We start from the raw sequence: 11,881 nt of genomic DNA on the forward strand, positions 1-11,881 counted from the left end.
GGATCACGCGCACGGCCCCGACCGGTATCGCACCGGCGCAAGGCGACGAGCGCCGGCCGGCCCCCGGCCGTGCACACAGGAACGGGGTCCCGGCTCGACTGCCGTGGACCCGGACCGATGCCGAGCCGCCGGCACCGGGAGTTCCGGGTCGGCTGCGGTGCCGACGGGCTTCGAACCCGCGGACAGATCGGAGCAGGCCCGCCCCGACCCCCGTCGGTCGGCGTGAGCGGGACCTTGCCCACGCCGATCGCAAGCGGCCGCTCTGCCACGGCACCGCAGCCTGCGGGAACACGCGCCGTCCCGCTCCGGCCCACGGCAGAGGACCGCCGTCGGCGCAGCGAGGCCCTGTCCGCCAGCGGCAACCCCTGCGACAGCACCCCGGAGGTCGAGCCGGAACCGTGGATCGCCGACAAAGCAGACCCCCGCGCCACCGAGGCGGGGGCCGGTCCGCGGAGAAGGAGAAGACGCCGGGACGTCACCGCGCAGGTGTGCACAGCAGAAGACCGGCGCCCACCGTCCGCCAGCGATCGAGCAGCCCCACCGCGCCGATCCCGGCCAGGGCCACCTCGAACGCTTCCGGACACTCCAGCCCGCACACCCGCGCGCCACCGTCCGGATCGAGGAGGAACGGCACCCCGGACTCCTCCTGCCACGCGGCCACCGTCAGAGCGGCCAGCCGCGCGCGGGCACCGGAGCCCGCCAGCCGACGATCGGCCAGAGCACGCAGCGCCCACTGACCCGCCCGCAGCCGCCCGGGCCGGCCGACGAGTTCGGGGAGGAACACGGCAGGCCCCCCGTTCTGCGCCCGGGAGAGGTAGCGCAACCAGCCAGCCGCCTGGAGCTCGGCGAGAGCGGCAGGGCCCGGGATTTGCAGAACCTTGAGCAGACCGGGCGGCAGCGGCGACAGGCCCGACGGCCGCACCCGCAGCGTGCAGACCACGGCGAGCAGCCGGGCCTCGGGCCCCACCGACGCCTCCAGCGACGCAGCGGTGTACATGAGCGCGGCGCGGGCCGCGAGCCGCTGCTGGCGCGGCGACGTGGCCTCACCGCCGCCCCGGCGCCCGCGCGCGGCCCGTTGATCGGCCCGGTGCCCGGGGACCGGGGCAACGGGGGAGCGGACCGGGACCTCGGCGGCCCCCCGGATCGCACGGGTGCACCCCTCGCAGACATCGGCGAGATACCACATGTGTCCGTTGCGGCGCCGGAAGAGCGACAGGACGACAAGGCCGGTGCAGGCGCCGGTCCGCCGGTGCCAGGGACAGCCGACCGCACGGCAGCGGCAACTGCGCAGATGGGCCGGGAGCCTTTCGCCCAGCGCGTGTTCGGCCAGATGCGCGACCACCGTCTCGCGCGCGGCCGCCGGGGTCGCCGGAAGCCGCGAGCGGCGCCCGCACCGCGGTGACCCACAGAGCCACGAGCGTCGCTGCGGATCGATCACCACCGACCACACACCGACGGCCGGAGCACCGCCCCCGCCCCCCTGCATCGACCGCGCCGTCCTTCCTGCGCCCACCCTCCCTCCTCGGCGCGCGCCCGGTCGGCGGCCCGGGACGGAGCGGCGGCCACCCTAGTGCAGGCCCCTGCCCTCCCACCCGAAGCCGGAACCGGAACAAATAGGGCAGAGGTCTGCACTGACAGGGCAGGGGTCTGCACCGTGCGATAGCACAGTGATCACCCCGCCGCCCGAACCCAACCTCACCGCGCTGCGCCACAAACTCGCGCGACTGCGGGACAGGCGCGGCTGGAGCTACGACCAACTCGCCGCCCAGAGCGGCCTCTCACGCCGCACCCTCATCGAAATCGAGGCCGGCCGCACCATCGGAACCCTCGCAACCTGGCACGCCCTCGCCCACGCCTTCGACATCCCCTTCGGCGGCCTCACTGCATCCCTGTGCGACGGTCACACCCCGCCCGGGCCCGACCGGCAGGCCGACTGACCGCCAGCCGCGCCGCCACTCGAACGAGCACCACCAATCGAACGCCAGCCCAGTCGATGGCCGCCCCTGCGAGAAGACACCCACCATCGGATGACCTCGGCGCCGTCCGCCGCCGCAACACGGCAGGACACGTGTGATCTTCACGCGCATGACATCACGCTCCTTCCCGCCCGGACTCCGCTGGGACGGCTCCCGTCGCGGACCGCAGACCAGCAGAGCCCTGCGTATCGACCCGAACAGCCCTACCAAGGCCCTGCGCTCGGCGCTCATGGACACCTGCCGCCACTGCGGCAACGCCGTCGAATGGTGCTACCGCGTCGACGGCGGCCACATCCCCCTGCACCCCGCGGAACTGTCCGCCGCCCGCGTACCCCCGTCCCTGCGCTGGTACATCGCCCACGGCATCGCCTACCCCGCCGGCTCCGACTCGCCCTGGTGCCGCATCCCCCACCCCGACCTGTGTCCCGCCACCGGCCCCCACCTCCCGGCGGACACCCTCGACGGGCTCCGCCGCACCCTCGCCCTCCGCACACGCAGCCTGATCGACCTGGGCCTGCTACCCCCACCCGGCACGGACGGCGCCCCGCACCCGGCGAACACCGCACCCGCCCGCCCCGTCGTCCACCTCCTCCACACCGACTACCTCGCCCCCGGCCCCGTGCACACCATCCGCTGCGTCGCCCGCACCCGACGCCGACGCCGCTGCCACCACCCCGTCGACGCCCCCACCCCCACCGGCCGATGGACCCTCCTGCCCCGCCACGACAGCACCGCCGTCATGACCGTCTACCACCTCGGCGACCTGCCCCACGGCGAACAGGTCCGCTGGCGCCACCAGCACTGCACCCTGCACCGCACCGGCCACGCGGCCGACCACCTTCCCCCGCAGTGGGAACTCCTCGACCCCGTCGCCCACCACCGGCACATCCACCCCGCACTGCCCGGCACGCACCACGGCCGAGGCACCGATGCATGACTCCCGCGTCCTCGTGTGCGGAAGCCGCCGCTGGCCCTGGCCCGACACCATCCACACCGTCCTCGACCGCCTCGCCACCCGCCACGACACCCACCTCGTCATCATCGAAGGAGCCGCCACCGGCGCCGACCGCGCGGCCCACCGATGGTGCACCCAACACGCCCTGCCCGCCTGGCGCCACCGCTGCTACCCCACGGCATGGGACGCCGACCGCGCCCGCCGCCCCCACACCTGGCACACCACCACCGCCGAACGCCACCTCCACATGCTCCTCGACGAAGAACCCGGCCTCGTCGTCGCCTTCCACGAAGACTTCGACCCCATCGGCGAAACAGGCGACACCTGCCTGAAAGCCCTCCTTCTCAACACCCCCGTCTGGCTCGTCCCCACACCCTCCGCCGACCACGGCCAATGGCTCACTGAAACCGACTTCCCACCCGGCCGCACCGCCCGCTGCGCGGCCCAGCTCCAGGCCGCCCGCGCCCGGCACGAACTCTCCGGCTGACCCGCGCCCCGCCGAGCCACGCCCGCAGGGACCGCACCAGGACCGACGCCCCCCCGGCCACCATCACGAAAGCACGCCGTGCGCACTCCGACACCGCTAACGTCCTGCGGAACAAGCCACCACCACGCCCGCCCCGCAGAGGAAGCACCACCGATGAACGACCAGCAGGAGACGGTGAGCGGCATCGTCGAACGGATCCTGTACGTCAGCACCAACGGCTGCACCACCCTGCGGCTCGGCCTCGAGGACGGCGCCACCATCACCGCCACAGGCGAAGCACTCCTCGGCGTCCAACCTGGCGAAACCCTCCACCTCACCGGCAAGACCACCCAACACCCGACCCACGGGCCACAGTTCGACGCCCACGACTGCCACTACACCGAACCCGCAACCCTCCACGCCATCCGCAAATACCTGGCCTGCGGACTCGTCAAAGGCATCGGCCCCAAACTCGCCGACGCCATCGTCGACGAATTCAAGGAGGACACCCTCCACGTCATCGACACCACCCCCGACCGACTCCGGGAAGTCCATCTCATCGGCCCGGCCCGCTGCGCCGAGATCATCGCCTCCTGGCAACTCCACCAGGAGATCCGCCAGCTGATGATCCTTCTCCAGAGCGCCGGCATCTCCGCCACCCACGCACCCCGTATCGCCCGCCACTTCCGCGTCGAACGCCAGGAGGCCCACGACGTCGCGGACGTGCTGGAGATCATCCAGGACACCCCCTACCGGCTCACCGAGGTCTACCGCATCGGGTTCAAACTCGCCGACAGACTCGCCCTCTGGCTCGGACTGCCCGAACGATCCCCCCACCGCCTCCAGGCCGCACTCCTCCACACCCTCGACGAAGCCGCCCTCAAAGAAGGCCACTGCTTCCTCTACGAACGCCAGCTCTGCGCCCGCACCACCAAGAACCTCGGCGACGACACCCTGGCGGGCCTGCTGCCCGCCCAACTCGACGCCCTGCGCGCCGAACACCGCGTCATCGTCCAGCCCGTGCCCCACGGGGACCACTACCGCCCGGCCGTCTTCGCCCCGCACCTGCTCGCCGCAGAAACCTCCGTCGCCTCCCGCCTCGCCCGCCTGCGCGCCACCGGCACGCGCCTGGCACGGCTGGAACAGTGGCACACCGCACCACTCCCATTCGATGCCCGTGACCTTCGGCTCGCACCGGCGCAGGAGGCCGCAGTCAGGATGGCCCTCGGCGAACCGGTGTCGGTCCTGACAGGCGGACCGGGCTGCGGGAAATCGTTCACCGTGCGCACCGTCGTCGACGTCGTCGAAGCGGCCGGCGGCCGGGTCGCCCTCGCCGCCCCCACCGGCCGCGCGGCCAAGCGCCTGGCCGAACTCACCGGCCGCACCGCCACCACCATCCACCGCCTCATCGGCAAACCGCGCCACGACAACGACGGCCCGGTCAGCCTCTTCGACGCCCACGACCCTCTCGAAGCCGACCTCATCGTCGTCGACTTTACCGGTCACCGACGGGGCGACCTGGTGGTACGTCAGCGCGAATCTGTGGGTCGTCCTGGCATCTTTTACCAGTCATCTCGGGATCATCCGGCACGTACGTCGGACAGGCTGCGGAGGCGGGATGCGAAGCGGGATGGTGCTGGAGGACCTGAGGGTCCAGGAGATTCCCCGGGCGGGCGGCGGGTTCTCGTACACCGTGCTCTGGCCGGACGGGTCGGTGGTCGAGGAGGTGGATGACTTCCTGCGCGGGTACGACGGCCGGGGCACTCAGCGGACGTACGCGTTCTGCCTGGTCGATCATCTGCGGTGGCGGTTTCGGGAAGGGCTGACGACCGAGTCGGTCAAGATCCTCGATCTCCACCGGTACATGGGGGCGATGGGCTCGCGGGTCTCGATGCCGTTCGGGTTGGTCTGGCGCCTGCCTCCCAAGCGCCCGCTGGGGACATCGGCATTGAAGGTGCTGGCCGCGTGCGTGAAGGGCTTCTACGTCCACGCCTGCGCGGTGGGGGGTGTCAACGAGGAACTGGGCTCTGCGCTGGCAGCGACACGGCTGCCGACCCGGGCGGACCGGGATCGGGCTCTGCTTGGGCATCTGAAGACGACTATGCCGGCCAATCCGCTGGCACCGCCTCGTCGCTCGGGACGGCGGCGGCACCCGAAGATGCTGCCCGAGGACGCCCGGCCGGAACTGATGACCGTGGTGAACACCGCACGTGACCGGATGGTGGTGACCTGGCTGTCCGACACGAGCATGCGGATCGGCGGGCTGACCGGACTGCATCTGATGGACCTGCACTTGCGGGAGAACGCGGCCTGCGGCGAGTGCCGGAGCCCGCACGTCCATGGCTGCCACCGCCAGGGCAACCCGAACCGGGCGGCGGCCAAGATCAAGCCGGACTGGCAGATGGTGGACGGGGTGATCACCGGCGGGGAGATCTACCGGGCCAGCCCCGCGATGGTCAGCAGCTACTTCGCCTACACGACCACCGAGTACGCGGCCTGCGCGGGCCGGCACGGCATGCTGATGGTCCAGCTTGCGGGGCCGCAGCGCGGGTTGCCCTGGTCGGCCGGGGCCGCGCGCGCGGGATGCTGCGTCGGGCTGGTGCCCGCGCCGAGCTGCCCGGCCGGATCACGCCCAAGGCGTTCCGGCACCAGTTCACCAACGACGTGCTGGATGCCAGCGATGGCGACCCGCTGGTCGCCAAGGCCGCTGGCAACTGGGCCTCGGCCCGGATGGTCGACGAGGTCTACGGGCACCCGGACCTGCACTCCCCGGAGTTCCAGGCGGCCCTGAACACGGTCTGGGGTGAGGAGGGGTGACCGTCCAGCTCCAGCTTCTGCCGGGCGTCGGCACCGGTCCGACCCGCACCCAGCGCGACCGCTTGGAGGTGCTGACCGCGCTGATCGCGGCCCCGTCCTTCGATCCGCTCTTTCGCACCGACGTCATCGCGGTTCCCGGCGATCACCCCACCTACCGGTGGATGTGCGGGGTGGCGGACTGCGAACGGGCCCAGAACCCGGGCAACGACCTCTGCAAGGAACACAATCAGCAGTGGGCGGAGGTGATGCGGGACGGCGGGACGAGGGCCGACTTCGTCCGCGCGGCCGTTCCCCTGCGGGTGAAGGCCTGGCACACCGCGCCGTCCTGCCTAATCTGCCCGGACAACCCGGCCACCGGCAGGACGCGGTTGTGCTTGAGCCACCAGAACCTGTGGAACACCAGGCGCCGGGCGGGGGACGACTTCGACCTCTGGCTCTCGCGGCAGAGGCCCTACCCGGCGTTCGGGAGCTGCCGCGTCCTGCCCTGCTGCGAGCCCGCCTACCACCCGCTGGGCCTGTGTTCGCGGCATCTTTCCCGCTACCGGCACGACGGGAAGCCCGGCGGCGCGCAAGCGGCCGGCCGGTGGATGGCCGATCAGAGCCAGGACGGGCTGATGGTGGTCACCTACGAGGACCGGGCCCGGTTCGACCGGTGGTGCCGGGAGACCGGAGTGGTCAACCGGATGAACGGCAAGCTGTCCCTGGTGGGGCTGAAACCGCTGGTCAAGGCGGAGATCCAGTGGTCCCTGTTCGCTCACACCCAGGGGCCGGCGGGCGCGATCTGGGCTCTGGCCTGGGTGCAGTACCTGATCGACCACTGCCGCCGCCAGCAGGCCGACTCGCTGGTCGACCTCGACCTCGACGCGTGCTCGATGCACCCCAGGAAGATCGCCAAGGCGATGCTCAAGCACCTGCGGCTGGTCTACTTCACCCGCGAGGACAGCAAGGACGTCGGCTTCATCGAGACCGACCACTTCGGCGTCCGCTTCACCGACCGGGAGAAGCGCATCGACCTGGTCGACGTCTCCCAGCGCTGGCTGCGCGACCTGCTCTGGGACTACATCGCCCGCCGCCTGACCGTCGATCCTCCGCGAAGCCGCAACCCGATCGATGTCGCGCGCCGCGGCTGCATCGAACTGTCGGCCTACCTCGAAGCCCAGGCCCCGGCCGGCGGCCACGAGCCCGCCCTGCTGACGGCCGAGGCGATGACCGGCTTCGTCGCCGACCAGCGCCGCCGGGCCGAGCACAACCTGCGCTCGCTGGCCCCGGTCGCCACCGGCCACGGCGACCGCCGCAGGGACACCAACGTCACCAAGGGCACAATGGCCCGGGCCTTCAACGGCGCCCGCCGCGTCCTGCGCGAGGCTCTGGACGCCGGCGCGACCGAGACGCTCGGACTGCACCGCGCCTTCGTCGTCACCCTGCCCTACGGCAAGGTCCCCACCCGGCGCCGCCGTCCCTTCAACGACCGCGTCGCCAAGGCCCTGGCCACCGAGGCCAACCTCGCCGACCTGGAACGACGCGACCCCAACGACCGCGGCATGAGGGACGCCTGGGAGGCCCTGGTCCTGACCGGCCGACGCTGCCGCGAGGTTCTGGAGGTCCGCCTGGAGTGCATCGGCCGCCACGGCGACCTGCCGATGTTCTGGCACGACCAGACCAAGGTCGGCAACCTCGACGAGGGCATCCGCATCCCCGAACGCCTCTACCAGCGACTCGAACACCGCCAGGCCAAGACCATCGCCCTGTTCGTCCAGCGCAACGGACGCCCGCCCACCGCCGAGGAACGCCTCAAGCTGGCCCTGTTCCCCCGCCGCCACGCGAACAGGAACATGCTCAAGGGCCTGACCTACAGCTGGTTCCACCGCTACTTCCGCGAGTGGATCATCGGCCTGGACATCGGCCGGGCGGTGCCCCACCAGGCCCGCCACACCCTGGCCACCAACCTCCTCAAGGCCGGCGCGAACCTCTCCCACGTCAAGCGCTACCTCGGCCAGGTATCCGAACAGATGGCCGAGCACTACGTCCACCTCGCCAACACCGATCCCCGCCTGGAACAGGCCCTCACCGCCCTCTGGGTCGCGGGACCGGGCGCGGCGGAGCCGGGCTTGGTCCTGTCCGGCACCGAGCCGATGACCCGAGCGGAGGCCGAGGCCCTCGCGATCGACCTCACCCGCCGCTCCACCCCGGCCGAGGGCGGGTTCTGCACCTTCCAGCCCGTTGTCAACGGCGACGCCTGTCCCTGGAACCTGAACTGCCACAACTGCGACAAGTTCGTCCTGTCGGGCGCGGACCTCGTCTACTGGCACCGCAAGCGCGAGCAGTGGCGCATGCTCGCCGAACGCGCCCCCGACCCGGCCACCGCCGACTTCCTGCACGAGGTGTTCGAACCCACCGCCCGCGCCATCGACGGCCTGGAAAAGGCTCTGGCCGCCGTCGGACTTCTGGACGAGGCCCTCGCCCTCGACCTCCGCCGGCCGCAGGACTACTTCGGACGGGTCTGGAACACGGCCTTCTGAGCCCAAGAACTCGCCAGTCATGAGAACCACGACAGCCTCGACGACGAGGCCGACGCCGAAGCGGATCCGAGCAAGGAGATGTCATGAACTTCGACGCGAGCCACCAGCCGACCGCCGATCTGCCACAAAGCCATGAGGGCCTCGTACTCGTCAGACGCCAGCTCGGCCATGTCTCCTTGGCGGTCACCGAGCTCTACATTCATCGGCCGGACGGTCCGCCCGTCGAAGACATTCCCGGAACGGTCCGGCCCACCGCGTCCAACCCGGCCGAGCCCCCGGAGAAGGGGGACGAGGCGTGGTGACCGTCGACGTCGTCCCCGGCCCGACCGCGGCGGCCATCGCCGCCCGCCGCCGTCAGACCGAGGAGAAGCTGACTCGGGTCGCTTCGGCGATCAGCCAGCTTCGCCGCGAACGCGGCCGTCCCACTGTCCGGGGCATCGCCCAGCGCGCCTGCGTCTCCGCCACGTTCCTCTACGAGAACACCGAGGCCCGCGCGCTCGTGGCGAACGCCGTCACCGACAGCCGCAGCCGCCACGACCGCCAGGCCCAGCAGCAGCACGACCAGATCGAGGCCACCTGGCGCGAACGCGCGCTGAACGCCGAGGCCGAACTCGGCCGCACTCAGAAGGAAGTCCTGTCCCAGCGGCGGCGGATCGGCGAGCTCATGGGCCAGATCCGCGACTTCGACCAGATGGTCCCGGGTGAGTCCCTTCAGTCCCTGACCACCGAGAACACCACCCTCAAACACCGTGTCCATCAGCTCACCCGCGAGCACCGGACCCTCCAGGAGCGACTCGAAGGCGCCCGCTCGAACCTCCGCTTCGCCGACAAGCGCATCGCGGCGCTCGAAGCCGACCTTCTGGAGGCCCGCCACTGCTGAGATGCCGTTGCCGATCAGGTTGACGGTGGTCTAGAAGTCGGTGAAGAGCAGGATGAATGCCATCGCGGCGGGCTGAGCCGAGCGCGGAAAGGTCAGCACTGCTGACATATCTGTCGCAACCTTTGGACATTTCGCCCGGTTATATCCCGTTTGAGGGGGCATAACCGGGCAGGTCAGAACGGGGGCTCCTCCGCGGTCGCTGATGGGCGGGTGGTGGGCACCCCCCACCCGCCCCCGCTTCCAAAGCCGCTGGTGCTTCCCGGATCAACAGGCATAGGTGGTTCCTCTTCCAGTGCCAGCGACCACAAATGACGCCACCAGCTCCGGCGCGGCTCCACGTCGTCGATCGATTGCGGCCACCGATCCTCGTCCGGATCGGTCTTGGAGCGTTTGCAGAACACCTCGAAGATGGCGTCGGCGACGTCCCCGTTGATTGGCACCGTCTTGCCGAGCATGGTCCGGCGGATGGTCTCCTTGCTCGCGGTGAAGGCGTCGTAGTCGGCTGATATTGCGTCGGCGATCTCCTGAAGCGTCGGGCGCCCTGCTTGGCGGTAGTAGTCCCACAGCTCGTCCACGAAGGTGCGTCGCGCTCCCGGCGGCAGGTCGCGCTCGGACGGCATCCGCAAGATCTTCGCCACGTGTCCCTCCCCAGCTCGTGACCACCTGAGCCTATCGACGACCACCAGAGACCCGTGATGACAATGCGATAGCTCGTGAAGACTCGCAGAAACCACCACTAGACCAGCCCTGACCAGCAGAAACGTCCTTTCCCTACCGCGTTTGGGTGGCTCCAGACTGGAACTGCTGGGTCGCTGAGGCCCTGCGGCACGCCTTCGTCCGAGGTGTGTCTCGCGTCGTTGCCCAGGAGGGGTAACCATCAGCAGGACCCGGCCCAAGCGCCGCTCTCACGCCGTCCCTGCTCGCCGGGGACAGCCGCAACGCTCCGATCGACGCTCGACAGTCCGGACGGCCGGCCTCGCGGCGCTCTCCGGCGCTATGGCTGCCGTCGGGGGCCTGATCGTCAACGGGCTGGCGCGCTGGATCGGGCTGTGATCCCCCCACTGCCCCGGCTGACGACGACGGCACGACCAAGCACGTCCCGGACGCCTACGCGACGCATTGCTGCTGAAAACCACCCCTCAAGCACCGTGTCCAGCAGCGCACCCACGAGCGCTGGACCCTCCAGGAACGCCTCGAAGGCGCCGGCTCCAACCTATGCTTCGCTGAGAAACACCTCGTCGACCTGGAGCCGCAGGTTGGAGGCTCGTCGTGTCTGACAGAACATCGCAGGTCAGAGCTGGTGCGAGTCGCCTGGAGTCGCTCGATTGGTGGCATGTCTTTCGCTGGTTGCAGCAGCGGCTGATTCGGTGCTTGCGAAAAACCTCCTCGAAGCGGCCTCGCACTGACGCCCAGCAGCACGCAAATCTGGAGAAACTGCAGGTCACGACAGGTGCGGTTAGCCTTCGGATGCTGCCAGGCCATCGACCCCTGGGCGCGACTGGCCGACAGTGCGAAGCTGGCTTCGATGGGCATCCTGCCTGGTCAGGAGGCTGTCAGGTGTGAATCAGAGATGGTTCCATCTTGCTAGAACGTGCGACTTGCTCTTATGCTCTTCAGCAACGCTCCTTGACAGTGCTTTCTATGTCATGTGGCGCTGCGAGTCGTGGGCTTCCTCCATTGCCCATCGACTCTGGTCTGACTGTTGGTCGCCGGGGCAAACGGATTCATCTCAGCGGTCGGACCCAGAACTCAAGATCAACAGCGCCTACCACATCTAGTGGTACGGCGCTAGTTCTGCTTGTGTGACCTATTCCACACCCCCAGCCCTTGCGCCGACGTCGGTGATCACCTCTAGAGTCGGCATCGACGGCGAAACCGATGCCCCGGCGACCCGTCGACCCAGGGAGCGCCCCGCCACACGGCCGGGCGCTCCACCGCAATGGAGGAAAGGTGCATACGTGAAGGTTCTCCGGATGATCCGCCACCATCAGGTCACCGTGAGTTACGCCAGCCTCTGCCTGGCGGCCCTCGGGGGCGCAGTGATCGAGCACTACACGCCGGGAAGCACGGCCTCTCGCGCCGCTCAGCACTCGGTCCTCTTCGGATCGCTCGCTGGGCTGACGCACCTGACGGTGCACGCCAGCAAGTGGGCCACCCGGCGGTTCCTCGCGCGGCTCGCGAAGAAGCTGCAGGAGATGACGATGGACACCGACACCCGCCTCTGAGGCGGCGGCGACGGGCCGGACCGGGAACACGCCGGTCCGGCCC

At 70.2% G+C, this 11,881-nt stretch carries 11 protein-coding genes; 9 read left to right on the plus strand and 2 right to left on the minus strand.

The genetic code is table 11. The features are described from left to right. Window positions 1-475: 475 nt before the first annotated feature. Window positions 476-1,441, minus strand: a complete 966-nt coding sequence (locus ACFWOG_RS03555; protein WP_380354321.1) for a hypothetical protein — start codon at window positions 1,439-1,441, stop codon at window positions 476-478. A gap of 226 nt (window positions 1,442-1,667) precedes the next feature. Here ACFWOG_RS03555 and ACFWOG_RS03560 point away from each other — a divergent pair, with 226 nt between their 5' ends. The 8 genes from ACFWOG_RS03560 to ACFWOG_RS03595 all read left to right on the plus strand — a co-directional run bounded on the left by ACFWOG_RS03560 (window position 1,668) and on the right by ACFWOG_RS03595 (window position 9,613). Beyond that, complete coding sequence (locus ACFWOG_RS03560) at window positions 1,668-1,937, plus strand: helix-turn-helix transcriptional regulator (protein ID WP_380354324.1); 270 nt, start codon at window positions 1,668-1,670, stop codon at window positions 1,935-1,937. 148 nt (window positions 1,938-2,085) lie between these two features. After that, window positions 2,086-2,913: a DUF6083 domain-containing protein gene (locus ACFWOG_RS03565; protein ID WP_380354327.1), complete on the plus strand. Its 828-nt coding sequence runs from the start codon at window positions 2,086-2,088 to the stop codon at window positions 2,911-2,913. Next, complete coding sequence (locus ACFWOG_RS03570) at window positions 2,906-3,418, plus strand: SLOG family protein (protein ID WP_380354330.1); 513 nt, start codon at window positions 2,906-2,908, stop codon at window positions 3,416-3,418. The genes ACFWOG_RS03565 and ACFWOG_RS03570 overlap by 8 nt, the downstream gene beginning before the upstream one ends. Window positions 3,419-3,571: 153 nt before the next feature. Beyond that, window positions 3,572-5,131, plus strand: coding sequence for a helix-hairpin-helix domain-containing protein (locus ACFWOG_RS03575; RefSeq protein ID WP_380354333.1), 1,560 nt, complete (start codon window positions 3,572-3,574; stop codon window positions 5,129-5,131). Beyond that, entirely contained in the window at window positions 5,028-6,188 is a 1,161-nt protein-coding gene (locus ACFWOG_RS03580) for an integrase (RefSeq protein ID WP_380354336.1), read from the plus strand. Before ACFWOG_RS03575 ends, ACFWOG_RS03580 begins: the two co-directional genes overlap by 104 nt. A 22-nt stretch (window positions 6,189-6,210) precedes the next feature. Next, window positions 6,211-8,733, plus strand: a complete 2,523-nt coding sequence (locus tag ACFWOG_RS03585) for a tyrosine-type recombinase/integrase (protein WP_380354339.1) — start codon at window positions 6,211-6,213, stop codon at window positions 8,731-8,733. Window positions 8,734-8,816: 83 nt separating this feature from the next. Continuing rightward, window positions 8,817-9,035, plus strand: coding sequence for a hypothetical protein (locus ACFWOG_RS03590; RefSeq protein ID WP_380354341.1), 219 nt, complete (start codon window positions 8,817-8,819; stop codon window positions 9,033-9,035). Next, entirely contained in the window at window positions 9,029-9,613 is a 585-nt protein-coding gene (locus ACFWOG_RS03595) for a DUF6262 family protein (protein ID WP_380354344.1), read from the plus strand. The genes ACFWOG_RS03590 and ACFWOG_RS03595 overlap by 7 nt, the downstream gene beginning before the upstream one ends. Before the next feature lie 173 nt (window positions 9,614-9,786). Here ACFWOG_RS03595 and ACFWOG_RS03600 read toward each other — a convergent pair whose 3' ends face one another. Continuing rightward, window positions 9,787-10,251 carry a hypothetical protein gene (locus ACFWOG_RS03600; RefSeq protein ID WP_380354347.1) on the minus strand — a complete coding sequence of 155 codons (465 nt, stop codon included), beginning with the start codon at window positions 10,249-10,251 and terminating at the stop codon, window positions 9,787-9,789. Between the two features lie 1,335 nt (window positions 10,252-11,586). Here ACFWOG_RS03600 and ACFWOG_RS03605 point away from each other — a divergent pair. Beyond that, window positions 11,587-11,838: a hypothetical protein gene (locus ACFWOG_RS03605; RefSeq protein WP_380354349.1), complete on the plus strand. Its 252-nt coding sequence runs from the start codon at window positions 11,587-11,589 to the stop codon at window positions 11,836-11,838. Window positions 11,839-11,881 lie beyond the last annotated feature (43 nt).

The sequence above is a fragment of the Kitasatospora sp. NPDC058406 genome, from assembly GCF_042722765.1.
In the GTDB taxonomy this organism is placed as follows: Bacteria; Actinomycetota; Actinomycetes; order Streptomycetales; family Streptomycetaceae; genus Kitasatospora.

What these genes read in the sequence shown, in the direction of transcription:
- ACFWOG_RS03605 (WP_380354349.1), top strand. Translation starts at nt 11,587, where the DNA reads ATGATCCGCCACCATCAGGTCACCGTGAGTTACGCCAGCCTCTGCCTG.
- ACFWOG_RS03565 (WP_380354327.1), top strand. Translation starts at nt 2,086, where the DNA reads ATGACATCACGCTCCTTCCCGCCCGGACTCCGCTGGGACGGCTCCCGT.
- ACFWOG_RS03580 (WP_380354336.1), top strand. Translation starts at nt 5,028, where the DNA reads ATGGTGCTGGAGGACCTGAGGGTCCAGGAGATTCCCCGGGCGGGCGGC.
- ACFWOG_RS03590 (WP_380354341.1), top strand. Translation starts at nt 8,817, where the DNA reads ATGAACTTCGACGCGAGCCACCAGCCGACCGCCGATCTGCCACAAAGC.
- ACFWOG_RS03570 (WP_380354330.1), top strand. Translation starts at nt 2,906, where the DNA reads ATGCATGACTCCCGCGTCCTCGTGTGCGGAAGCCGCCGCTGGCCCTGG.
- ACFWOG_RS03575 (WP_380354333.1), top strand. Translation starts at nt 3,572, where the DNA reads ATGAACGACCAGCAGGAGACGGTGAGCGGCATCGTCGAACGGATCCTG.